This window comes from Pseudomonas sp. JL27(2026), from assembly GCF_056933555.1.
On sequence record NZ_CM167794.1, the window covers coordinates 146449 to 170143 of the forward strand.

The following is a 23695-nucleotide window of genomic DNA, read 5'->3' on the forward strand; positions in this document are numbered from 1 at the left end:
TTGACGCACTGTTTAGCAGGGATTTCGTCAATAATTTGGCTAGAATCTTTCGAAATTAACTTTATGCCAAACTATTGACCTTCTGGGTGCCATCCTAAACAATCGTCCCGGTAATGTCACATTGATATTTATGCGGCGACCTGCCCTACAGTGTGTGACCCAGTTCCGATTTTGAACTTTCCGATATACGGTCACTCTGGTTGCCATCTTCCGACGCAGCACCACGTTCTGCTGTGATTTGAGACAAGAAGTCCTGGGAAATTTATCTATGCGTTCGCACGTGTTCAAGGCTATTCCGTTCGTCCTCGCCGCCAGTTTCGTTCAAGCACAAACCCTTCCAGAGGCCATGCAACAGGCTCTGGACGTGCACCCGGAAATCCAGGCGGGCGTTAACAGCCGAATCGCCGCGGATTATCAGTTAAAAGCGGCCAAGGGTGGATACCTGCCACGGGTCGATCTGCTGGGCGGTTATGGCCGTGAAGGCACCGACAACCCGACCACCCGCGCGGGCACCGGCAACAATCACTGGGAAACCCTGAACCGCGGCGAATCGAGCCTGCGTCTTCAACAAATGGTGTTTGACGGTTTTGCGACGTCCAGCGAAGTCGGGCGTCAACAAGCCACCGTTAACTCCCGTGCGTATTCCTTGCTGGGCACTTCCGAGCGCACCGCGCTGACCGTGGCCCAGGTGTACCTCGACGTGCTGACCCGTCGTGAGTTCGTGCAACTGGCCCAGGACAACCTGCGCAACCACGAGCGGATCTTCGACCAGATCAAATTGCGCACCGAGCGCGGTGTCGGCCGTACCGCTGACCGCGATCAGGCTGAAGCCCGTCTGGCGCAGGCCCGCAACAACCTGATCACCGAACAGACCAACCTGGCCGATGCCCAAACCAACTTCCTCAGTGCTGTGGGCCAGATGCCTGATCAACTGGAGCGTCCGAACAGCTTCGTTGCGATGCTGCCCGCCGACCTGAATGAAGCCCGCCAGCAAATGCTGGAGAACAGCCCGATCCTGCGTTCCGCCGAATCGGACATCGTTGCCGCAGAGAAGCAGTACGACACGGCCAAATCGACGTTTTACCCGCGTTTCGATGCCGAGCTGGGCCGCACCGCCGACAACGACCTGGATGGCCAGAACGGTCACAACAATGAATGGCAGGCCATGTTGCGCATGCGTTTCAACCTGTTTGCCGGTGGCAGCAACAAAGCTGACCTGGAATCCAAGGCCTATCAGTCCACCCAGGCGCTGGATATTCGCAATAACGCCCTGCGGGTCTTGAACGAGGAACTGGGCCTGGCCTGGAACGCCTTGAACAATGCCAACGCCCAGGTGCCGATCGCTCAGCAATATGTCGATTACAGCACCAGCGTGCGCACCGCCTATCAGAAACAGTTCAGCCTCGGCGAGCGCACCCTGCTCGACTTGCTCGACAGTGAGAACGAACTGTTCACCGCTTCCCGTCGGTTGGCGGAAATCAAAAACATTCAGTTATTTACTCAGTATCGAATCAAGGCGACCATGGGCGAGTTGCTCAAGAGCCAGGGAGTGGTCGCACCGATGGCCTCCGTCGTATCCAATGACGTGAAGCCCAAGGTCCAACTGCCCGGCATGAATTGAGCAGACCCTTTATTGTTCAATAGTTAGCCAAGGTTGCCGAGCGTGGAATCAGAAGTCAGTCGAGTTCATCTCAGTCATGATCCACGTGCGTTGCATGACGATCCGTTACTGGATGGTCTGTTGGCGCTGTGCACGTTGCACCAGAAACCGGCAAGCGCGGCCATGCTGACCACCGGTCTGCCATTGCCCAAGCAGCGCTTGAGTGTCGAGTTGCTCCCGCGTGCCGCTGCACGCGCCGGCCTGCAAGGGCGGGTGTTGCAGCGCAAACTGGAGCAGATCCCGGCCATCGCCATGCCGGCGCTGTTGTTGCTCAAGGACGGCCGCAGTGCCGTCCTGCTGGGCTGGCAAGGCGACGATCAGGCACGTTTGCTGCTCAGTGAAAGTGACGGCGGCGAAGTCTGCGTCAGCCGCGAACTGCTGGCTGACGATTACACCGGGCAAGTGTTCTTCGCCCAACCCCAACACAAATTCGACGTGAACCACGGCACGCTGATTCCCCGCGCGCGCTCCTGGTTTCGCGACACCCTCAAGCGTTCACGCTGGCTATATGCCGACGCCATCGCCGCCAGCCTGCTGATCAACATCATCGCCATGGCTGCGCCGCTGTTCGTGATGAACGTCTACGACCGCGTGGTACCGAACCAGGCCGAAGCGACCCTCTGGGTGCTGGCCATCGGTATTACCGGCGCCTACCTGTTCGACCTGGTGCTTAAAAGCCTGCGCAGCCTGTGCCTGGACCTGGCCGGCAAGAAAACCGACCTGATTATCTCCGCGACGCTGTTCGAGCGGATTGTCGGCATGGCCATGAAGTACCGCCCGGCGCGGGTCGGCAGCTTTGCCCAGAACATCCACGAGTTCCAGAGCCTGCGCGACTTCCTCGCGTCGCTGACCCTGACCAGCCTGATCGACCTGCCGTTTACGCTGCTGATCTTCCTGGTGATCGCGATCCTTGGCGGCCATCTGGTGTGGATCCCCGTCCTGGCGTTCCCGATTGCCCTGCTGATCGGCTATGCCTTGCAGAAGCCGTTGGTGGCAACCATGGAGCGCACGATGGCCCTGGGTGCCGAGCGTCAGTCGAGCCTGATCGAGACGTTGGCCGGGCTGGATGCGGTCAAGGTCAACAACGCTGAAAGCGAACGCCAGTACCAGTGGGAACAGACCATCGGCACCCTCAGCCGCCTCGAGCTGCGAGTGAAAATGCTCTCCGGCCTGGCAATGAACATCACCCTGCTGATCCAGCAACTGGCGGGCGTGATCATGATTGTCTTCGGCGTGTACCAGATCATCGCCGGCAACCTGAGCATGGGCGGCCTGATTGCCTGCTACATGCTCAGCGGCCGCGCCCTGAGCCCGCTGGCGTCGTTGTCCGGCCTGCTCACGCGTTACCAGCAGGCGCGGGTTACCATGACCTCGGTCGACCAGATGATGGAGTTGCCGCAAGAGCGCAACTTCGAAGAGCGCCCGCTGAGCCGCAAGGTCCTGCAAGGCGCCATCGAATGCCGTCAACTGAACTTCACCTACCCCGGCCAGCAGAACGCGGCCCTGAAGAACATCAACCTGATCATCAAGCCGGGCGAGAAGATCGGCATCATCGGGCGCAGCGGTTCGGGCAAAAGCTCGCTGGCCAAACTGTTGGTGGGCCTGTATCAGCCGGATGACGGCGCGTTGCTGGTGGATGGTGTCGACATCCGCCAGATCGACGTGAGTGAGCTGCGCCACAACATTGGCTACGTGCCCCAGGACATCCAGTTGCTCGCCGGCACCCTGCGCGACAACCTGGTTTCCGGTGCCCGTTACGTCGAAGACGAATTGGTGCTGCAAGCGGCCGAACTGGCCGGTGTCCATGAGTTTGCCCGCCTGCACCCGCAAGGCTATGAGCTGCAAGTCGGCGAGCGCGGACAGAACCTGTCCGGCGGCCAGCGCCAGAACGTGGCCCTGGCTCGTGCCTTGTTGCTGAACCCGCCGATCCTGCTGCTCGATGAACCGACCAGCGCCATGGACAACACCGGCGAAGAACGTTTGAAGCAACGCCTGCAAGCCGTGGTGGAAAACAAAACCGTGGTGCTGGTGACGCACCGGGCATCGCTGCTGTCGCTAGTTGACCGTTTGCTGGTGGTCGATCGAGGGCAAATTCTGGCCGATGGTCCAAAAGCCGTGGTGATGGAAGCGTTGAAGAAGGGGCAGATCAGTGTTGCTTAAGTCTGGGATGAAGGACTCGATCCGTCGTTATTTCAAAGGCACCGATTCACTGCAAGGCCAGCCGCTGCCGGAGGTCAACAAGGCGTTGATCGAAGACGCCCCGCGCGTGGTGCGCCTGACGATCTGGGCGATTATCGGCTTCTTTGTGTTCCTGCTGCTGTGGGCCAACTTTGCGGTGATCGATGAGGTCACCAAGGGCGATGGCAAGGCGATTCCTTCGTCGAAAATCCAGAAAATCCAGAACCTGGAGGGCGGTATCGTCGCCGAGCTCTTCGTTCGCGAAGGGCAAATCGTCGAGGCGGGCGCCCCGCTGATTCGTCTGGACGACACGCGGTTTGTGTCCAACGTCGGCGAAACCGAAGCGGACCGTTTGTCCATGTTGCTGCGTGTTGAGCGCTTGAGCGCGGAAGTCGACGACCGTCCATTGGCTTTCCCGGACGACGTCATGAAAGCGGTTCCGGTGCAGGCTGCCAGTGAAGAATCGCTGTACATCAGCCGTCGCCAGCAACTGCACGACGAGATCGGTGGTTTGCAGGAGCAGTTGATTCAGCGTCAGCAAGAGCTGCGCGAATTCACCTCCAAGCAATCGCAGTACCGCAACGCACTGGGCTTGCAGCGCCAGGAAATCAACATGTCGGAGCCACTCGTGGCTCAGGGCGCGGTGTCGCCGGTGGAAGTGCTGCGGCTCAAGCGCGCCGAAGTCGAAACCCGCGGTCAACTGGACGCCACCACCCTGGCGATCCCGCGTGCCGAGTCGGCGATCAAGGAAGTGCAGCGCAAGATCGACGAAACCCGTGGCAAGTTCCGCAGCGAGGCGCTGACCCAGCTCAACGAAGCGCGCACGGACCTGAACAAGGCCCAGGCGACCGGCAAGGCCCTGGAAGACCGCGTCAGCCGGACACTGGTGACCTCGCCGGTGCGCGGCATCGTCAAGCAACTGCTGGTCAACACCATCGGTGGCGTGATTCAGCCGGGCAGCGACATGGTCGAAATCGTCCCGTTGGACGACACCCTGCTGGTGGAAGCGAAGATTCGCCCGCAAGACATCGCGTTCCTGCACCCTGGCCAGGAAGCCATCGTCAAATTCACCGCCTACGACTACACCATTTACGGCGGCCTGAAGGCCACGCTGGAACAGATCGGTGCCGACACCATCACCGACGAAGACAAGAAAACCACCTACTACATGATCAAGCTACGCACCGACCGCAGCCATCTGGGCACGGACGAAAAGCCGTTGCTGATCATTCCCGGCATGGTTGCTTCGGTGGACATCATCACCGGCAAGAAAACCATCCTCAGCTACCTGCTCAAGCCGATCATCAAGGCGCGGGCAGAGGCGTTGCACGAGCGGTAGCGTGTGATGGCCCACTGAGCTGCCAGTGCTCGAAGGGCTGGTACATCTTTCAAAATCGCAATGAGCTGTACCCCGACAAGGTTTTTGCCGGGTGGGGTGGTGATTTTGATCGGGTTGCTGGTGGAGAATCTGGTATTCGACACGCTGGAACGAGTGACGGTGAAGCGCTGGGGGATGCAGCGGCGAAGCTAGAGAGCGCCGCTGTAACCACTTGCCAGGTTTTCTGCGAATTTCTCCTAATGTCATCGACGTATCCGTGACGACGGGTTATTCGCTATCTGACGGCAGGCGTCTGAGTTCTCTTCTAGCCTCTTCGTCCACACGGCCAGTGAGCTCTGTACGAGTTTCTGGGCAACGAATTCCAGCTACTCTAGCAGCGGGTCTATCAGACGAGCTATGTGTTGAACTCCCAATTTGGGCAGATGACGAAGGCCGAACTGAGGATGAAGAAGTGCTACCTAAGCGTGGAGGCGGGCTTCCTGTCTCCACAGGGTAAACCGTATAGGTCTGAGTAGGATGTGATTTAGCAAAGGTACCAGGAGTCATGAATGAAGGCTTTTTTGCTTGTCCAAAAGCCGGTGGGGGTAATGCTCCTCCAGATAGAATGGTAGGGGGTCTGGATGGCAGTGACGGCGTATAAGCTGGTGAGACGCTTACCCCTACGGTTCGAGAGTTCGCGCTTTGAGGTGATGCAACCACTGTAGATAAAGCCGTAAGCATATCGACGCCAGAGTTACCCACTCCTCCTATCGACATGCCGTCAGAGCCATTATTGTTCCTTGATGGAGACGGGATTTTCCCTGTGGGCGATCTCCTTTTGCCGTGACCTCCAGCGACCGCAAGGAAAATCCCCGTCATCCCCCCCTTCTTTCCCATCGTCGGTTTGGCAACGGTTCCCCCTCCACTCCCTCCAGGACCGCTCGTCATGCCGAATAGAAAATCCAGGGCAAAACTTTTTAATCCGTAATGCCCCGTAGGATCCGAATTCATCACCGGATTCCCTGCCACATACATATACGGATTCAACCCGCCCCGCCCAAACGGACTCCAGCTGTCTGGACTATGAAAGCGCATCAGTCGCGGGTTGTAGGCGCGATAGCCGTTACCCAGCAAATACCAACTGGTGTGCATCTCGCGCAATTGGCCATTGAAGCCCAATCGCGTTGCGACGTCCTGCTGCGCGGACTGATGGCCGTAGGCGGAATAAGCGATGGCGTTGGATTTGCCATCGACGACTTCGCCAATGGTCGACTGCATGCTGTTGGTTGCCAGTAATACGGTGCGCTGTGTAATCGGCTTCTGTTGATCTTTAGACATGCCGAGTAACCTGCGTGATTGGTTTTTGATAATGCGGTCCCTAGTTTTACGCTCTGATCAAAAGCTTGTGAACTAGCAGAACTGCTAGTGTTTTCACGCTTTACACTTCCTTCTTCTGTAGGCGCCAACGTGCTCGTGATGAGGCCAGCATTGGCAACGCATCGATCAGAAGGTTTTTGCTAGCATTGCGTCTGGCTCAATCCTGATCAGCCACGAGTGCCTGACATGCAACTCCCGGACATGAACCTTCTGGTCGCCCTCGACGCATTGCTCGACGAAGGCAGCGTGGTGGGCGCGGCGCGGCGGATGAACCTCAGTCCGGCGGCCATGAGCCGGACCCTGACGCGGATTCGCGAAGCGATTGGCGACCCGATCCTGGTGCGTGCCGGACGAGGCCTGGTGCCGACCCCCAAGGCATTGGCGCTACGCGATCAGGTGCGAGACGTGGTGGAGCAGGCGGCGCTGCTGTTTCGTTCGGCCGATGAAGTGGACATGAGCACCTTGCGTCGGCGGTTCAACGTGCGCGCCAACGACTTCTTCGTCGGGGTGTACGGCGGTCATCTGATCGACACCCTGGACCGCCAGGCCCCGCACTGTGAGCTGCGGTTTGTGCCGGAGGGTGATGGCGACGACGAGGCGCTGCGCGAAGGGCGGATTGACCTGCGCATCAGCAATACACGGCCGCTGACCCCGGAAGTGAAAGTCCAGAACCTGTTTTCGACGACCTTTGTCGGTCTGGTGCGTGAGAACCATCCGTTGCTCGACGGGGAGATCACCCCGGAACGGTTTGCCGGTTTTTCTCACATCAGCATGTCCCGTCGTGGCCTGGCCCGTGGGCCGATCGACACCGCGCTCAATGCGCTGGGCCTGGAGCGACGGGTGACGCTGATTGCCCCCAGCTTCCATGCCGCAATGTTCGTGTTGCCCGATTCGGACCTGATTCTGCCGGTGCCCAAGGAGGCGCTGCTGAGCGTGACCCGCCTGGGCTTGCGATTGCAGTCGTTCGCGTTGCCGGTGCCACTGCCGACCTTGATGCTGACCCAGGCCTGGCACCCGCGTTACGACAAGGACCCGGCCCACCGCTGGTTGCGCGAAACCCTCAAACGCTGTTGCGACGAGACGTGGCAGGCGGCGCAGCCGGTCTCGAGTTGATGCGGCGCTCCGATGCTTGTAAAGAGGCCATGACCTTCACCATTGCTGCATAAAACGCACTTATAAGCTGCCAATAAGTCAGTTTTCGTCAGCTGTCTGCGTTCATAAACTGCTCCGGTATTTCTGTTTTCCGGAGCATTAGCGCACATGACTTCCCTCGCTGCCCCCGCGACCCTCCAAGCGGCCAGCAAACCGGCAGCCGCCGCGCCTCCCGCTTTCGGTCCGCGCATCATCATCGGGTTGGTCGGCGTGTTGCTGGCGGTGCTGGTGTCGGGCCTCAACGAAATGGTGACCAAGGTCGCCCTGGCCGACATTCGCGGCGCCCTGGCCATCGGTTATGACGAAGGCACCTGGCTGGTCGCCAGCTACACCGCGACCTCGGTCGCGGCCATGGCATTCGCCCCCTGGTGTTCGGTGACCTTTTCGCTAAGGCGTTTCACCCTGTGCGTCATTGCCCTGTTCACCTTGCTCGGGGTGCTGAGCCCGTTGGCCCCGAACTACGAAAGCCTGCTACTGATGCGCACCCTGCAAGGGCTGGCCGGTGGCGCGCTGCCGCCGATGCTGATGACCGTCGCGCTGCGTTTCCTGCCGGCCAACGTCAAGCTTTATGGCCTGGCCGGCTATGCCTTGACGGCCACGTTCGGGCCGGGCCTGGGGACGCCATTGGCCGGGTTGTGGACCGAATACGTGAGCTGGCGCTGGACTTTCTGGCAAATCATCGCGCCGAGCCTGCTGGCCATGGCCGCCGTGGCCTACGGTTTGCCTCAGGACCCGCTGCGCCTGGAGCGCCTCAAGCAATTCAACTGGCGTGGCTTGCTGTTGGGGTTTCCGGCGATTTGCCTGCTGGTGATCGGCATTTTGCAAGGCAATCGGCTGGACTGGTTCGAGTCGACGCTGATCTGCTGGCTGCTCGGCGGTGGCCTACTGTTGCTGGTGTTGTTCATGCTCAACGAATGGTCGCAACCGGTGCCGTTCTTCAAGTTGCAGATGCTCGGCATCCGCAACCTGTCGTTTGCCTTGCTGACGCTGGCCGGAGTGCTGGTGGTGCTGCTGGCGGTGATCATCATTCCGTCAGGTTACCTGGCACAGGTCCAGGGCTACCGGCCGATTCAAACGGCTCCGGTAATGTTGTTGATGGCTGCCCCGCAACTGATTGCACTGCCGCTGGTGGCGGCGTTGTGCAACGTGCGCTGGGTCGATTGCCGGTGGGTGTTGGGCATTGGTCTGAGCATGCTGGCGCTGTCATGTGTTGGCGGTTCGCAACTGACCTCTGTGTGGATTCGCGACGACTTCTACGCCCTGCAACTGTTGCAGATCTTTGGCCAACCAATGGCAGTACTGCCGTTGTTGATGCTGGCCACGGGCAGCATCAGCCCGATGGAGGGCCCATATGCCTCGGCGTGGTTCAACACCGTGAAAGGCCTGGCGGCGGTGGTTGCCACGGGCGTACTGGATGCACTGACCACGGCGCGCCTGCATTTTCACTCGACCATGCTGGTCGATCGCCTCGGCAATTCGCCGCTGGCCGACAGCGACACCCCGGGCCTGGCGCATCGGCTGCACCAGCAAGCGGTGGTGCTGACTTCCTCGGACCTTTACCTGTGCATGGCCGGCGTCGCACTGGCGCTGATCCTGCTGATTTTCTGGCTGCCGACGCGGGTTTATCCACCGCGTGCGCCGACTTGAGCGTTCACTGAAACAGAAGGTTTTTATGACGATCCAAACGAAACACAAAGTCGCGCTGAGCGCGGCGGTGCTGGTGGTCGCTGCGCTGGTCTATGGACTGGCCTCGGGGGCTTTCGGCAAGAGAAACCAACAAAGCACCAACGACGCTTTTGTCGCGGCGGATTTCACTCTGGTGGCCCCGCGCGTGGCCGGTTTCATCAAGCAAGTGCTGGTCGAAGACAACCAGCAAGTCAAGGCCGGCCAGTTGCTGGCGCTGATTGATGACCGCGACCTGCGCGCCGCCGCACAGGCCGCCGACGCCGAAACCCTGGTGGCCATGGCTCAGTTGCAAAACGCCCGGGCCACCCTGGAGCGTCAGGCCTCGGTTATCGCTCAGGCCCAGGCCACGGTGGTCGCCGCCAAAGCCGAGCAGGCGTTCGCCGATCACGAGTTGAACCGCTACAACCACCTCGCCGGGGTTGGTGCCGGTACGGTGCAAAACGCCCAGCAGGCGCGTACGCGCATCGACCAGGCGAACGCACGGCTGGCCAATGCCACGGCGGTGCTGGCGGCGGAGCGCAAGCAGGTGGAAATCCTCACGGCGCAGCGCGATGCGGCAGAAGGCGGGTTGAAGCGGGCCCACGCGGCACTGGAGATGGCCAGTTTCGAGTTGTCCTATACGCGCATCGTCGCGCCGGTGGATGGCATGGTGGGCGAGCGGGCGGTGCGGGTTGGGGCTTACGTGACGCCGGGCAGCAAGATCCTTGCGGTGGTGCCGTTGCAGCAGGCTTACGTGGTGGGCAACTTTCAGGAAACCCAGCTCACCGACGTGCAGGCCGGGCAGGACGTTCAGGTGCGGGTCGACAGCCTTGGCGGTGAAACCCTGACCGGACGGGTCGAGAGCATTGCGCCAGCCACGGGCGTGACGTTCGCGTCGGTGAAGCCGGACAACGCCACCGGCAACTTCACTAAGGTGGTGCAGCGGATTCCGGTGAAAATCACCCTTGATCCGGGTCAGCCACTGGCCGAGCGTTTGCGGGTCGGGATGTCGGTGGAGGCGAGCATTGATACGCTGCATGCCGCGCCGACAGTGCGCGAGGTAACGCAGCGATGAGCCAGAGTCACGACATGCCTCTGTGGCGAGTGAGCTTGCCCGCGCTGGGTTGCGTAGCGGCCCCTGAATCGACGAGCGCTGCGCGCTCAAGCGCGAGCAAGCGTGCTCGCCACAGGGTGGGTGTTCAGTCTGCGGTTATGGTGATGAGTTTGGTTTGCCTCTGCGCCTGCACCGTCGGCCCGGATTTTGTGAAACCCCACGCGCAGCAAGTCGCCGAATGGTCAAAACCCCAGGAATCCGCTGCCAGCCAAGCGGTGACGGCCGAGATGGACGAGCGCTGGTGGGAGGTGTTCAACGACGCGACATTGTCAGCCCTCAGCCGCCGTGCGCTGACCGACAACCTGGACCTGCAACTGGCCAGCAGTCGCTTGCAGCAAAGCCGTGCGGCGCGGCAGGTGATCACCGCCGAGCAATACCCGACGACGTCCGTGACCGGCAGTTATGGGCGTAAACGCAACAGTGCAGAAGGCCTGAGCGATCCTTCCGCCAATAACGGCCGTTCGGCATACAACCTCTGGGATGGCGGGTTTTCAGCGTCCTGGGAACTGGATGTGTGGGGCCGGGTGCGGCGCGAAACCGAGGCTGCCGACGCGACCCTGGAAGTCGCCGAAAATGATCGCCGGGGCGTGTTATTGGCGGTGCTGGCCGAGACGGCGCAGGACTACATTCAATTGCGCGGCGTGCAGAGTACTCGCGCGGTGACCGAGCAGAACCTCGACGTTGCCCGGCACAGCCTCAAGCTGTCACAACTGCGCCTGGCCGACGGTGTGGCGACCGATCTGGATGTGGCCGAAGCGGCCGCCCAAGTCGCGGCCATCGAAGCACGTCTGCCTGCGTTGCAGCAGCGCCAGTCACAGTTGATCAACGCCCTGAGCCTGTTGATGGGCGAGCCGCCGCAAGCGTTGCACACAGAGTTGTCCGCGGACGCGCCGGTGCCGCAGGCGCCGCCCCGGTTGGCCATCGGCCTGCCGTCGCAACTGGCCGAACGGCGCCCGGATATTCGTCAGGCCGAAGCGCGTCTGCACGCCGCAACCGCCAGCATCGGCGTGGCCAAGGGCGACTTTTATCCGCGTATTACGCTATCGGGCCACCTGGGTTCGCAAGCCATGCAGTTGAGCGATTTTGGTTCCTGGGGTTCGCGTCAGTTCGGCATCGGTCCGCAATTCAGCCTGCCGTTGTTTGATGGCGGCCGCTTGCGCGGTGTGCTGAAACTGCGGGAGGCGCAACAGCAGGAAGCGGCATTGGCGTATCAGCAAACCGTGCTGCGGGCCTGGCATGAAATCGACGATCAACTGAGCCGTTACAACGCCACCCAACTGCGCCGCGACAGCCTCGCCGAGGCGGTGCGCCAGAACCGGATCGCCCTGCGCACCGCGCAGCAGCAATACGTTGAAGGGGTGGTGGATTTCGTCAACGTGCTGACGGTGCAGAGCGCGTTGTTGGCCACTCAGGAGCAACAAGTGGAAAGCGCCACCGGTGTGTCATTGGCCATGGTCGATTTGTACAAGGCGTTGGGCGGCGGATGGCAATCGGTATATCCGCTTGAGGAGGCGACGGCTGTGCGCTGAATCACGGCGTTTTGCCTGAGTAGAATAAAAGTGTAATGATAATTGCTCTCAATCATGTGCGTGAGCCATTCATGGACGCAACGACTGACGGCAACGAACACCTTCATCGTCTTTACCGCGATCACCATGGCTGGCTGCAAGGCTGGTTGCGCAAGCGCCTGGGTGATCGCGAGCACGCAGCGGACGTGGCGCAGGACACGTTCCTGCGTCTTCTGGTGTCCGGGCGTTTTCCTGGTCATCAGGAAAGCCGCAGCTATTTGGCGCAAATTGCCCGCAACCTGGTGATCGACCAATGGCGGCGCCTGCGCATCGAACGTGCGTACCTGGAAAGCATCGCCCACCTGCCCGAGCCGGAGTCGCCGTCGCTGGAGACCCGTGCACTGATTCTTGAAACCCTGATGCAGATCGACGTCATGCTCGACCGCATGCCGGACAATGTGCGTCAGGCGTTCGTGCTGTCGCAGTTCGAAGGCCTGAGTTATGCACAGATTGCCGAACGCCTGGGCGTGACGGTCAGTTCGGTGCAGAAGTACATGACCCGGGCGATCCTCGCCTGCTATCAGGTGGTCTTCGAAGAATGAAATGGCGGCGCGACGCTCCGATTACCCCAGACATTGTCGAGCAGGCCAGTGAGTGGCTGATGCTGCACTGGGGCGGTGAGCTGGATGCCGATCAGCGTCAGGCCTTCGCCCGTTGGCAAACTGCCAACCCCGAGCACCAGCGCGCCTGGCAACGCCTGCAACAGTTGCAACAGACGCTCGGTGGCGTGCCGGCCGACAGCGCGCGAGCGGTGTTGCGCGATGCGCCGGACGCGCAACGGCGCACGGCGCTGAAGCTGCTGGGCGGGTTGTTGATGGCGGGCGGCAGCGCGTATTTGGTTCAAGACAGTCAGCCCTGGCGTGCCGCGTTTGCCGAGCAGAGCACGGGCACCGGGGAGATCCGTCACCTGACCTTGAGCGACGGCACGCGCCTGGCCCTCAATAGCGACAGCGCGGTGGACCTGCGGTTTACCACGCAAGCGCGGCGGATTCGGCTGGTCCGTGGCGAGATCCTGCTCACCAGCGGTCACGATCCGGTTCGCCCGTTGATTGTCGAGACCGCAGTCGGTGACGTACAGGCGCTGGGCACCCGGTTTACCGTGCGGGAAATGGACGGCGGCAGCCGTGTCGAACTCTACGAAGGCCAGGTGCGCATCAGTCCGCGTCATGCCTCGACGGTGCAGATGGACGCGGGCAGCAGCCTGTGGTTCAACGCCCGTCAGGTGGGCGCAATGCAACCGGTGGACGTCAATGCCAGCAGTTGGAGCGAAGGGCGCTTGATTGCCGAACGCCAGCCTCTGGGCCGCTTCATCAATGAGTTGGCGCGTTACCGGCCGGGCTGGTTGCGCTGTGACGATGAGGTGTCCGGCCTCTTGTTGACCGGGGTGTTTCCGCTCAACGACACCGACTCGATCCTCGCCGCCCTTGAGCGCACCTTGCCGATTCGCGTGGAATCCGTGACCCGCTATTGGGTCACGGTGAAGCGCAAAGGCTGATCGCGAAAAAAAATTTGGCCAGGCCTTGTCGGTTTTCAGAACCTGGCCGGGATACCTCATGAAAGCACATCGGATGCATTCTCATGGGGAACCCTGCAATGCCATTTCACCCGATACCGTCGACGTTTGCGTTCGCTGGGGCCTTGCGCCGTGGCCTGTTTGTCAGCCTTTTGGCCGCGACACCTTTACTGCCCAACCTGGCCCAAGCCCAATCCTCAAGCGTCGATCAGGTGCGTGAATACGCGATCCCGGCGGGCAGCCTCGATCAGGCCTTGAACCGCTTTGCCAGTGCAGCGGGGATCCTGTTGTCGGTGGATGCGCAAATGACCGAGGGCAAGCGTAGCGCCGGGTTGCAGGGACGCTTCGACACGTCTCAGGGGCTGTCGCGGTTGCTCGCCGGCAGCGGCTTGCAGGCGGTGCAATCGGATGGCGGCTGGTCGTTGCAACCCATCGTGCAGGATGGCGGTCCGCTGCAACTGGGCGCGACCCGGGTCAGCGCCGCCGAGTCGGTGGAAAGTGCCTGGGGACCGGTCGACGGGATCGTCGCCAAGCGCAGCGCCACCGGCAGCAAGACCGATTCGGCACTGGTGGAAATTCCCCAGACCATCAACGTGATCACCGCCGCCGAGATCAAGGCTCGTGGCGCCCAGAGCGTCACCGAAGCGCTGCTCTACACGCCCGGCATTACCGGCGGCGGCTTTTCTGACCGGGTGAAGCTGTTCGATGAGCCGACGTCCCGTGGTTTTCTGCCGGCGCCGCTGTACCTGGACGGCCTGCACTTGCCTTACGGCGGCGGCAGCACCGGTGGCGCGCTGCAAATCGAACCGTATTCGCTGGAACGCGTCGAGGTCCTCAAGGGCCCGGCATCAGTGCTCTACGGGCAGAACCAGCCGGGCGGCATCATCAACATGGTGAGCAAGCGCCCGACCGCAACACCGCTGCACCAAGTGGTGCTGGAGGCGGGCAGTTACGATCACAAAAGCGTCGCGGTCGATCTGGGTGGGCCACTGGATAAAGAGGGCAAGTTCCTCTATCGCCTGACGGGCCTTGCCAGTGACAGCAATGCCGAAATCGATTACGTCGAAGACCAGCGCAAGTTCATCGCCCCCAGCTTCACCTGGCAGCCGACTGAAGACACGCGCCTGAACGTATTCGCCCAGTACCAGAAAGACAACAGCGTGCCAGAGGCCCAGGGCCTGCCGAGCGTGGGCACGGTGTTCCATAACCCCAACGGCAAAATCGACCGTGGCCTGTTCCTCGGTGAGCCTGGCGTCAACGACTACACACGTAATCAGTATGCGTTCGGCTATGAGTTTTCCCACCGCCTGGACGACGTCTGGACGTTCAAGCAGAACGCTCGTTATGCCCGCGTCGACGACCGCTACACGGCGCCGTTGCATGGCTACAAATTCGTGCCAAACCCCAACACCGGGGCAAAGGATCAACGGTACATGACCCGCTACGGGGTGGACTGGCAACAGGACAACCGTGTCTTGGGCATCGACAGCATCGCCCAGGCCGAATTCGACACTGGCGTGTTCAGCCATACCCTGATCGTCGGGCTCGACTACTACCATTTCAACTCCAAGTTCGACGGGTTGTATGACCGCAACCCGCCGATCATCGACCTGTTCACTCCCAAGTACGGCAAACCGGTCAAGTTCGGTAGCCGCTACCGCTGGGATAACACCGTGACCCAGACCGGCCTCTACACGCAGGACCAGATCAAACTCGATCAGTGGATCTTCGTCCTGGGCGGGCGTTATGACTGGGCCGAAACCGATAACAAGGAGCCGATCAGCGGCAATCACACCAACCGCAAGGACGAGGCGTTCACTGGCCGTGGTGGCATTGTCTATCTGTTCGATAACGGCTTGGCGCCCTTTGTCAGCTATTCCGAATCGTTCATCCCGCAGAGTGGCACCAGCGTCGGGAAGACGCCGTTCGATCCGTCCACCGGCAAACAATATGAAGCGGGCGTGAAGTATCAACCGCCGGGCCAGAACAGCTTCGTGCAGATTTCGGCCTATCAGATCGATCAGGAAAACCTCCTGACCACCGACCTGAGCAACCCCGGTTTCAGCAAGCAAAGCGGTGCCATGCGCTCCAAGGGTATTGAGCTGGAAGCCAAGGCCGAGTTGAGCGAAGCGCTGAACGTGATCGTCTCGGCGGCCCGCAACGACATCAAGTACACCAAGGACAACGACGGCCGCGAAGGTCGTCACCCGGCAGCCAGCCCACCACTGACCGCGTCCATGTGGGTCAACTACACCTTGCTGGGCGACACGCCACTGGCCGGTTTGGGTGCAGGCGTCGGTGCGCGCTACGTCAAGGGCAGCTACGGCGACTACTACGAAGGCGCGTTCAAGATCCCGTCCTATACGGTCTACGACGCCAGCCTTTCCTATGACCTGAGCAAGTCGGCGTTGCAACTCAAAGGCGTGAAACTGGCGCTGAACGTGCAGAACCTCGAAGACAAGACCTACGTTGCCAACTGCACCAGCGAGTGGGACTGCTACTACGGCGAAGGACGCCGGGTAGTATCGAGCCTGACATACGATTGGTGATGGGCGAAGAGAAAACCGGCCTAGGCCAAATGCCCGTCAGTTAAGAAAACTCAGCGTCTGGATGCTCTGTTTTGATCTGAAATCTACCCCTCACCCCAACCCTCTCCCCAAAGGGGCGAGGGGAAAGGGAGCAGATCTCCACGCCTTTCAAAACCTGAGTTCGACTCGGACTTTCAGGTCGATGTCACTCGAATGAACACCGCCGTCAGTTCCCTCGCCCCTTGGGGAGAGGGTTAGGGTGAGGGGGTGGTTCTCGAGTCTGGCAAACAACCTGAAGCATTCCTCGTAAAAGTGACGTTAACTGATTGGCATTAGGCCTAGGCCGGTTTTCACATTTCAACGGCCCGCAAACCCTACTGATTCTGCAAAAACACCACATACCCCCTGAACCACTCGCTGTCTTTCAAATACCCTGGTTCGTCCCAGTCGCCACCCTGGATCAACCCGACCTTGAACGGCAGGCCCAGGCGGTTGAGGCGTGGCAGGTAGGCGGCGTAGTTCGGGATGCTGTGGCGGCCCTGGTAGGTTTGCACCACCACTTCGTCGATCACCCCGCTGAGCTGGCCGATCACGGCGGGGTCGGCGTTGCTGCTCCAGTCCATCAGGCCGGTGATACTCAGGCGATAGTGGGCGGGCAGGCGACGGCGCAAGTCCTTGAGAAAGTCGACGTACTCGTTGAGGTAACGGGTGCGGGCGTCGAAGTCGATCTGGATGCCGACCACCGGATTGCCCGCCTGCTGCCAGCGCTCGACTTGCCCCAGTAACTGGGTGTAGGCCGACGCCGGCCAGCGCAAGGTGTGGGCGCGGTAAACCACCCAGACCTCGCCCTGGGTCAGGCGCGGGATTGCCATGCCCTGGGCGATGAAACGCACGCCGCGCTGTGGATAACGGCGTGATTCGCTGATCTGCCCTTGCAGGATGTACAGGCTTTGGGCCTGGGCCAGTACCGGTTGGCTCTTGACCCCGCTCCATAGCCAGAAGGCGTCATGGTCGCGGGCGTCGACGGCGGCGTGGGCGGGCGCGCCGCTCAACAAGGCCAGCAGCAGGCCAACGCAAAAACGCCGCATGCCTTACCAGTAATACTGCAGGGACTTGCCCCACGGCGTATCGGCAAAACCGCTTTTGAGCTGACGGAACCAGGCCTTGCGCACCGCTGGTTCGACGTCCGTGCCACCGCAACTGTTGTTACCCGACGGCGCGTAGCAGTTGATGGCGCGAAACAGGGCGTAGGCGCGATCTTCCTTCGGCGCCTGGGTGTCACCGATTACCTGGCGATAGCCCTCGTGGCGCGCATAAATATCGCCTTTGAACGGCACCGGGACGCCGGGTTGCGGGGCTATCGTGGAGCGCTCATCTACGGGCGAGTCGTCCAGTTTATTGCGCAGGATGAACTCGCCCAGGCAGTTCAGGCCTCTGGGGTCTTTGCCGTTGGCCTGCAACGCCGCAGCGGTGTCGGCGATGCTCGGGCAGCGATAGCCGGACTCGCTCTGCTCGCCTTGCCAGCGAAACATCGACAGCGGCCTGCCGCTGCCGTACAGGTAACCGATGCTGACCCCGAGGTTGTCCGTCGACAGCTCGGCCGGCAGCCGCTTCATGTCTTCGGCGAACGCGGCGTACTGGTTGCGCAGCAGTTCTTTGTAGAGCAGCACAAACAGGGCGCTGTCCCGTTCGGTGGCGTCGGCGCCCTGGCTGACTTGCTGACGCAACAACGGGGCGTCGGCGGCCAGGCGTTGCAGGCGATAGCGCAGCGCTGGGGTTTTGATGGGCGAGTCGGCGGCGAAAATCTTTTCTATCTGCTCGCTGTACAGGTAGTTGCTGGTCAGCGCCAACTCTACCTGCTCGTATTGCAGCGGGCGTTTGACCTTGGTCATCAATTGCAGCCAATGCGCCTGCGCTTGCGGCCATTTTTTCTGTGCGTGCAACGCCTGCCCCCGCAGGAACTGCTGGCTGAACGCGAGGTAGTCGGGGTTGTCCACGATGTTGGCGGGCAGAATGCCCAGCGCGGCCTCGGGGTTGTTTTCAAGCCGCAACAACACGGCGGCGTGCAGGTAGTCGTAGAGCGCCGGTTGCTGGGCGAACAGGGCTTTTTGGCCTTCCAGTTGCTGGCTGCTGAAGGTTGTCTGGTAGCCGCCAATGTTTTGCAGGTCCTTGATCGCCAGCAGCAGGGGCGCCTGAATGCCGTTGTCCGGCTCGCTCAAGAGTTTGCTGTGGGTCTCTTCGATCAACTCCGCCAGGCTCTTGTTGCGTTGGGCTTCAGTGGCTGCAGTGAGCTGCCAGGCGTAGTCGTCGGCGAGGTTTTTATCGTCACCGGCCAGCCAGTGCACGCGGCGGATCAGGCCTCTGGCCGAAGCGCTGTAGTCGCCCTGTGGATAAGTCTTCAGGTAATGCTCGAAGCCTTGCTCGGCCAGTTTCAGGTTGGCCTCATCCACATGCTCGTACGTGGGCAGGCCCATGTCGTCGAAGGCATTGGCCTGGGCGGCGTTGAGCGGGATTCGGCCACTCATGTACAGCGCAGTTTCTTTGAGCCACGGCTGTTCGCTGGCACTCAGGCTGGCGAAGGTCTGCGTCGCGTCGGTGAAGGCGCCGCTGTAGAACTGGGCGCCGCCGCGCAGGTATGCCAGGAAAGCAATGCCCGGTGCCGAGGTAACGGTGGCGGGCAACTGACTGCTCAGGGCGGCGGCGTCCCAACTGCATGCGTTCAGCAGGTTCAAGCGCGCCTGTGCCAGGTCCTGACGCTCCTGGGCCGGAAGTTCAGGGCTGGCGATCAACTGTTTGATGAAGGCGGCCGCGCTGTCTTCGTTGTTGCTGCGGCAGCGGCTGCCTTCGCCATCGATAAACGCGTTACCGGCAATGCTCGGGACCCTGTCGCCCAGACCCAACGTTTGCAGTGGTTCATCAAGCACCGAGGCCGGCGTGGTGGCCGGTGGCGATACGAGCGCTGGCAGGGGCGCGGGGTCCAGGCGTGTGATGTCGAACGGCACCGGGCCGTAGCCGGCCTCGCGGTCGTGGTCGGCAATGGGCGTCGGATCGAACGCCGGCACGCCTTGGTCCGCCAGTAGCAAGCGCAGATTGACGCGGCTGTCGTTGGTCGGGCTCAGGAACGGCACGCTGTTGCAATGACCGGAGCCTTCGAGCCACCACTCGGCGCTGCACATGTCCTCGTCGAAGCTGGCCTGCGCCGGGAGTGCGAAGGTGGCGCTGATGGCCAGCGCGAGAGTCGACAGCAGTCCGATACGCATGAATTGTCCTTAATCCTGAAACGCCTGAAATCGAGGCCGCGATCATACCGCGTCCGACGCCGAATGCCGCCATGCCGAGCAGCATTTGCAGGCACTGATGGCTATTTGCTTGACGGTTCGGAAGTCTGTCATAGACTCCGACCATCCGTCAGGGAGTCACGGTCATGCCGCGTATTTATGGATTGATGTTTGGATTGTTCGGTCTGGCAGGTTGGGTTCACGCGCAAACGCCCGTGCCAGACGATCCGCTACAGGAGCCCCCGGCGTCCTCCGCCAGCTCAGCCGCCAGCAACGAAGCCCGCGGTGTACTGCGCGCCAAGGACCAGGCGATGCTTGCCAGTGAGCTGCCGGGGCGCATCGTCGAGTTGCCCTTCAGCGAAGGCGAATCCTTTAAAAAGGGCGACACCCTGGCTCGCTTCGACTGCTCGGCCTATCAGGCCCAGCTCAATGCCGCACAGGCCGCCAGCCGTGGCGCGAGTGAAGAACTGGCCCACAACCGGCAGTTGGCCTCGCTGAATTCGGTGGGCCGCTTCGAAGTGGCGCGGGCCGAGGCCAAGCTGACCGAAATCCGTGCGCAATCCCAGGTCTACCAGGTCCAGGTCAAACGCTGCAACGTGGTGGCGCCGTTTGACGGCCAGGTCGTGGAGCGCAAGGTCCAGCGTTATGAAAGCGTGGCCGCTGGCGCGCCGCTGCTGGACATCGTCGACAACCGCACCCTGGAAATCCACTTGCTGGTGCCGTCAAGCTGGATGGCCAGGCTCAAGCCGGGCCAGACTTTCAGCTTCGTCCCCGATGAAACCGGCCAGGCCCTCGATGCCACTGTCAAACGCCTGGGTGCGCGGATCGACGAAGGCAGCCAGACCCTGTTGCTGGTGGCCACGCTGCCGAATGCTAGCGGCCTGCTGGCCGGCATGAGTGGCACGGCGCGTTTTACGGAGCTTAAGTGAACGCGCCGGTCGCGACCGGGGCCGAACAGGTCTTCGCCCGTTTTCTTGAACTTGAACGCCTGACCCGCGCGGCACGCTCCACCGAACAACTGGCCTTCAGCCTGGTGAACGATGGCCAGGCGTTGTTCGGTTTTCGTCACGCCGCGCTGTTGATCGCCGGCAAGGTGCGGGCGGTGACCGGGGTCAGTGCGGTGGAGCCGAATGCGCCGTTCGTGGCTTTTGTCGAGCAGGCCGTGGCGCAACTGTTCAAGCTGGATCTGCTGAAGCAGGCGCGGGTGATTCCCGCCACTTCTTTGAGCGGTGCAATCCAGGCCGACTGGCAGAGCCTCTCGGCGGCGCAGGTGTTCTGGTTGCCGCTGGTCGATCACAAGGGCGAGGTGTTCGGTGGCCTGTGGCTGGCCCGCGATTTGCCGTGGAACCCGTCCGAGCAAGTGCTGTTGTCGCAGCTCGGTGACACCTACAGCCATGCCTGGCTGGCGCTGCAACCGCGTAAACCGTGGCGCTTGCGCTGGACGCACAAACGTCAGGTTGCGCTGGCAGTGGTGGTGTTGCTCGGGTTGCTGATTCCGGTGCGTCAGTCGGTGTTGGCGCCGGCCGAAGTGGTGCCCTTGGGCGGTCGGGTAGTGGCTGCACCGCTGGACGGAGTGATCGCCGAGTTTTTGGTCAAGCCCAACCAGGCCGTTAAGAGTGGCGACCTGCTGCTGCGTTTCGAAAGCACCACCCTCAAGGCCCAGGCCGATGTGGCTGACCGGGCGCTGGGCGTGGCAGAAGCCGAACTCAAGGCCAACGCCCAGCGCGCTTTCGCCGATGCCGAATCGAGCTCGAAAATTGACCTGCTGGCGGCTCGGGTCGAACAGAAACGCGCCGAACGCGATTACGCCCGCGAGCTGCTCAAACGCAGTGAAGTGCGCGCCGAACGTGACGGCATCGCGGTGTTCGCCGACGCCGAGCGCATGACCGGAAAACCGGTGCAGACCGGCGAACGCTTGATGGAAATTGCCGACCCGACCCAGGCCGAACTGCGCATTGAACTGGCGGTGGGCGACGCGATTGCGCTGGAACCGGGCGCGCAAGTGGCGCTGTTTCTCGACAGCGACCCGTTGCAACGCCACCTGGCCCGGCTCGAACGCTCGGCGTACGAGGCGCAAGCCACGGCCGGCGGGCAGTTGGCCTATCGGCTGGACGCGAGTTTCGAGCAGACCCCGCCCCGCATTGGCCTGCGGGGCACGGCAAAAATTTTCGGTGATCGCGCGCCGTTGGCGCTGTATCTGTTGCGCAAACCCCTGGCCGGTTTGCGCCAGAGCGTAGGCCTTTAGATGACATTGCCCAGCCTGCGGGCGGATTTGCAACTGACCCCGGCCGCGCCGGCCCTCGACGGCTCGCCACGCTGGACCCTGGCCGACCCGGTACGCGGGCGTTACTTCAAACTGGGCGCGGCGGCCATGCGCTTGCTGCGGCACTGGTCGCTGGGTGACCCCGAGCAGGTGTTGCGGGCGGCCAATCGTGAGCCAGGGCTGGTCCTGGACGGCCAGGAGCTTGACCAGTTGCTGAGTTTTCTACGCGCCCATGACCTGATCAGCGCGCTCGACCCGCAGCAGCGCGGCAGTTATGGGATCAAGGCTGCCGCGCAACGCCAGAGCCTGTGGCAAATCGTCTTGCATCAGTATTTGTTTTTTCGCATTCCACTGTGGCGCCCGGATGGTTTTCTCAACCGCTCCTGGCCTTGGTTGGCGCGATTCGGCCCTGGTGCCTTGCGTTACGGTTTACCGCTGACGCTGGGGCTTGGGGTGTTTCTGGTGGCGCGGGACTGGCAACGGTTCATCGGGACGTTCCCTCACTTGTTCAGCCTCGGTGGGGCGATGGCGTTTGGCGTGGCGTTGTTCTTCGCCAAGCTCTGTCATGAGTTCGGCCATGCGTTCATGGCCAAGCGTGCGGGGTGTCGGGTGCAGAGCATGGGGGTGGCATTCATGGTGTTGCTGCCGATGTTTTACACCGACGTCAGCGATGCCTGGCGGGTCAATGACCGGCGTGCGCGGCTGCTGATCGGCGCGGGCGGCGTGCTGGCGGAGTTGCTGTTGGCCAGTGTGGCGCTGCTGGCCTGGTCGCTGTTGCCCGATGGGCCGGCGCGCACTGCTGCCTTCATGCTCGCCAGCGCGACCTGGATCACCACGTTGCTGATCAACCTCAACCCGTTCATGCGTTTTGATGGTTACTTTCTGCTCAGTGACTTCTGGGAAGTGGACAATCTCCAGGGCCGGGCGTTTGCCCTGTGCCGTTGGCGCCTGCGCGAGGCGTTGTTCGGCTACGACGAACTGGCCCCGGAGCCGTGGTCGCCGCACATGCAGCGGCGTTTGCTGATCTGGGGCTACGGGGCGTGGCTGTGGCGGGCGGTGCTGTTTTTCGGGATCGCGCTGGCGGTGTATCACCTGTTCTTCAAGCTGCTTGGGATCTTCCTGATGCTGGTGGAACTGGTGTGGTTCATCTTTTTGCCGATTGTGCGCGAGTGGCGCGAATGGTGGACCCGTCGCGAGCAGGCGTATGCGCCACGGGTGTTGCTCAGCACGCTGGGTGTGTTGGTGCTGCTGCTGGTACTCGCGCTGCCATGGCGCAGCGCGGTGGAGTTGCCGAGCATGCTTGAGGCCGGGCGCGTCAGCGCGTTGCATGCGCCGGTGGCGGCGCGGGTCAAGCAGGTGAACGTCAGCGACGGGCAAGTGGTTGCTCAGGGGCAGGTATTGATCGAGCTGGAATCACCGGACCTGGATTCACGCCAGGCCATTGTGCGCCGGGAAATCGAGATTCAGCAGTTGCAGATGCGCCGACAGGCCGGGCGCAGTGAGACCGCGGCCGATGCCGGGATCGTCGAACAACGGCTGGCCGAAGCGGTGGCGCAGTACCGTGGCCTGGCGGCGCAGCGTGAACGCTTGCTGTTGCGTGCGCCTCAGGCGGGCACCGTGCGCGATCTGTTGCCGCAACTGAGTGTCGGTCGCTGGTTGTCGACCAAGGATGCCTTGGCCCGGGTGGTCGAGGAGGGCGTGCGGTTGCGCGGCTATCTGGCCGAGGCCGAGTTGTGGCGGGTTGCGCCGGGCGCCACGGGGCGATTTATCGCCGATGACCCGATGCACCCGGCGGTCGAGGTGCAGCTCAGTGAGATCGACACCAACGGTGCGGCGTATGTCGAGCAGGAGGCGCTGACCTCCGACCACCATGGGCCGATTGCCGTGCGCCGCGATGAAAGCCGTCGCGCCGAGCCGGTGCAGGCGCAATACGCGGTCCGGTTCGAGGCACCGGGTGCCACGGCCACGCCGCACCAGCCATTGCGGGGCGTGGTGGTGTTGCAGGGGCGCAGTGAGTCAATCGTGGGCACTGCCTGGCGTCGGTTGGCGGCGCTGGGCGTCAGGGAGAGTGGTTTTTAGCG

The 23695-nt window shown here is 61.9% G+C and carries 16 protein-coding genes and 1 pseudogene; 14 read left to right on the forward strand and 3 right to left on the reverse strand.

Going from position 1 to position 23695, the window contains the following annotated elements; all coding sequences use genetic code 11:
- Positions 1-268 precede the first annotated feature (268 nt).
- The 4 genes and pseudogenes from AC1Z1G_RS00685 to AC1Z1G_RS00700 form a co-directional block, all read left to right on the forward strand.
- Entirely contained in the window at positions 269-1621 is a 1353-nt protein-coding gene (locus tag AC1Z1G_RS00685; protein ID WP_347903082.1) for a TolC family outer membrane protein, read from the forward strand.
- A gap of 42 nt (positions 1622-1663) precedes the next feature.
- Entirely contained in the window at positions 1664-3820 is a 2157-nt protein-coding gene (locus AC1Z1G_RS00690) for a type I secretion system permease/ATPase (RefSeq protein ID WP_483624040.1), read from the forward strand.
- Positions 3810-5177, forward strand: a complete 1368-nt coding sequence (locus AC1Z1G_RS00695; RefSeq protein ID WP_347903084.1) for an HlyD family type I secretion periplasmic adaptor subunit — start codon at positions 3810-3812, stop codon at positions 5175-5177. Before AC1Z1G_RS00690 ends, AC1Z1G_RS00695 begins: the two co-directional genes overlap by 11 nt.
- A 32-nt stretch (positions 5178-5209) precedes the next feature.
- Positions 5210-5369 (forward strand): annotated as a pseudogene (locus AC1Z1G_RS00700) (ABC transporter permease); the annotation flags it as partial.
- A gap of 75 nt (positions 5370-5444) precedes the next feature.
- On the opposite strand, the gene AC1Z1G_RS00705 reads toward AC1Z1G_RS00700, so the two are convergent.
- Entirely contained in the window at positions 5445-6494 is a 1050-nt protein-coding gene (locus AC1Z1G_RS00705; protein WP_483624042.1) for an RHS repeat-associated core domain-containing protein, read from the reverse strand.
- A 225-nt stretch (positions 6495-6719) separates the two neighbouring features.
- Between AC1Z1G_RS00705 and AC1Z1G_RS00710 the strand changes: the two genes are divergently transcribed.
- The 7 genes from AC1Z1G_RS00710 to AC1Z1G_RS00740 all read left to right on the forward strand — a co-directional run bounded on the left by AC1Z1G_RS00710 (position 6720) and on the right by AC1Z1G_RS00740 (position 16094).
- Positions 6720-7646 carry a LysR family transcriptional regulator gene (locus AC1Z1G_RS00710; protein WP_483624044.1) on the forward strand — a complete coding sequence of 309 codons (927 nt, stop codon included), beginning with the start codon at positions 6720-6722 and terminating at the stop codon, positions 7644-7646.
- Between the two features lie 147 nt (positions 7647-7793).
- Complete coding sequence (locus AC1Z1G_RS00715) at positions 7794-9332, forward strand: MFS transporter (protein WP_483624045.1); 1539 nt, start codon at positions 7794-7796, stop codon at positions 9330-9332.
- Between the two features lie 25 nt (positions 9333-9357).
- Complete coding sequence (locus AC1Z1G_RS00720; protein WP_483624047.1) at positions 9358-10425, forward strand: HlyD family secretion protein; 1068 nt, start codon at positions 9358-9360, stop codon at positions 10423-10425.
- A gap of 137 nt (positions 10426-10562) precedes the next feature.
- The gene (locus tag AC1Z1G_RS00725) at positions 10563-11993 is read left to right on the forward strand and encodes an efflux transporter outer membrane subunit (RefSeq protein WP_483624048.1); all 1431 of its coding nucleotides are present in this window, start codon (positions 10563-10565) and stop codon (positions 11991-11993) included.
- Positions 11994-12064: 71 nt separating this feature from the next.
- On the forward strand, positions 12065-12574 hold the full coding sequence (locus tag AC1Z1G_RS00730) for a sigma-70 family RNA polymerase sigma factor (RefSeq protein ID WP_347903092.1): 510 nt from the start codon (positions 12065-12067) through the stop codon (positions 12572-12574).
- Positions 12571-13527, forward strand: a complete 957-nt coding sequence (locus AC1Z1G_RS00735; protein ID WP_483624049.1) for a FecR domain-containing protein — start codon at positions 12571-12573, stop codon at positions 13525-13527. The genes AC1Z1G_RS00730 and AC1Z1G_RS00735 overlap by 4 nt, the downstream gene beginning before the upstream one ends.
- A 98-nt stretch (positions 13528-13625) precedes the next feature.
- Positions 13626-16094 (forward strand): TonB-dependent siderophore receptor, encoded by a 2469-nt coding sequence (locus AC1Z1G_RS00740; protein WP_483624051.1) that lies wholly within the window; start codon positions 13626-13628, stop codon positions 16092-16094.
- Positions 16095-16447: 353 nt separating this feature from the next.
- Here AC1Z1G_RS00740 and AC1Z1G_RS00745 read toward each other — a convergent pair whose 3' ends face one another.
- Entirely contained in the window at positions 16448-17161 is a 714-nt protein-coding gene (locus tag AC1Z1G_RS00745; protein ID WP_483624052.1) for a DUF3142 domain-containing protein, read from the reverse strand.
- 3 nt (positions 17162-17164) lie between these two features.
- The gene (locus AC1Z1G_RS00750) at positions 17165-19333 is read right to left on the reverse strand and encodes a PA5441 family protein (RefSeq protein WP_483624053.1); all 2169 of its coding nucleotides are present in this window, start codon (positions 19331-19333) and stop codon (positions 17165-17167) included.
- Positions 19334-19497: 164 nt separating this feature from the next.
- Between AC1Z1G_RS00750 and AC1Z1G_RS00755 the strand changes: the two genes are divergently transcribed.
- From AC1Z1G_RS00755 to AC1Z1G_RS00765, 3 genes are read left to right on the forward strand one after another with little or no spacing between them, the layout of a single operon-like run.
- A complete protein-coding gene (locus AC1Z1G_RS00755) occupies positions 19498-20280 on the forward strand; it encodes an efflux RND transporter periplasmic adaptor subunit (protein ID WP_483624054.1) in 783 nt (260 codons plus the stop codon).
- Positions 20277-21596, forward strand: a complete 1320-nt coding sequence (locus tag AC1Z1G_RS00760; protein WP_483624055.1) for an efflux RND transporter periplasmic adaptor subunit — start codon at positions 20277-20279, stop codon at positions 21594-21596. Before AC1Z1G_RS00755 ends, AC1Z1G_RS00760 begins: the two co-directional genes overlap by 4 nt.
- A complete protein-coding gene (locus AC1Z1G_RS00765; RefSeq protein ID WP_483624057.1) occupies positions 21597-23693 on the forward strand; it encodes a site-2 protease family protein in 2097 nt (698 codons plus the stop codon).
- Positions 23694-23695 lie beyond the last annotated feature (2 nt).

What these genes read in the sequence shown, in the direction of transcription:
- AC1Z1G_RS00685 (WP_347903082.1), top strand. Translation starts at nt 269, where the DNA reads ATGCGTTCGCACGTGTTCAAGGCTATTCCGTTCGTCCTCGCCGCCAGT.
- AC1Z1G_RS00705 (WP_483624042.1), bottom strand. Translation starts at nt 6,494, where the DNA reads ATGTCTAAAGATCAACAGAAGCCGATTACACAGCGCACCGTATTACTG.
- AC1Z1G_RS00710 (WP_483624044.1), top strand. Translation starts at nt 6,720, where the DNA reads ATGCAACTCCCGGACATGAACCTTCTGGTCGCCCTCGACGCATTGCTC.
- AC1Z1G_RS00715 (WP_483624045.1), top strand. Translation starts at nt 7,794, where the DNA reads ATGACTTCCCTCGCTGCCCCCGCGACCCTCCAAGCGGCCAGCAAACCG.
- AC1Z1G_RS00720 (WP_483624047.1), top strand. Translation starts at nt 9,358, where the DNA reads ATGACGATCCAAACGAAACACAAAGTCGCGCTGAGCGCGGCGGTGCTG.
- AC1Z1G_RS00725 (WP_483624048.1), top strand. Translation starts at nt 10,563, where the DNA reads ATGGTGATGAGTTTGGTTTGCCTCTGCGCCTGCACCGTCGGCCCGGAT.
- AC1Z1G_RS00730 (WP_347903092.1), top strand. Translation starts at nt 12,065, where the DNA reads ATGGACGCAACGACTGACGGCAACGAACACCTTCATCGTCTTTACCGC.
- AC1Z1G_RS00735 (WP_483624049.1), top strand. Translation starts at nt 12,571, where the DNA reads ATGAAATGGCGGCGCGACGCTCCGATTACCCCAGACATTGTCGAGCAG.
- AC1Z1G_RS00740 (WP_483624051.1), top strand. Translation starts at nt 13,626, where the DNA reads ATGCCATTTCACCCGATACCGTCGACGTTTGCGTTCGCTGGGGCCTTG.
- AC1Z1G_RS00745 (WP_483624052.1), bottom strand. Translation starts at nt 17,161, where the DNA reads ATGCGGCGTTTTTGCGTTGGCCTGCTGCTGGCCTTGTTGAGCGGCGCG.
- AC1Z1G_RS00750 (WP_483624053.1), bottom strand. Translation starts at nt 19,333, where the DNA reads ATGCGTATCGGACTGCTGTCGACTCTCGCGCTGGCCATCAGCGCCACC.
- AC1Z1G_RS00755 (WP_483624054.1), top strand. Translation starts at nt 19,498, where the DNA reads ATGCCGCGTATTTATGGATTGATGTTTGGATTGTTCGGTCTGGCAGGT.
- AC1Z1G_RS00765 (WP_483624057.1), top strand. Translation starts at nt 21,597, where the DNA reads ATGACATTGCCCAGCCTGCGGGCGGATTTGCAACTGACCCCGGCCGCG.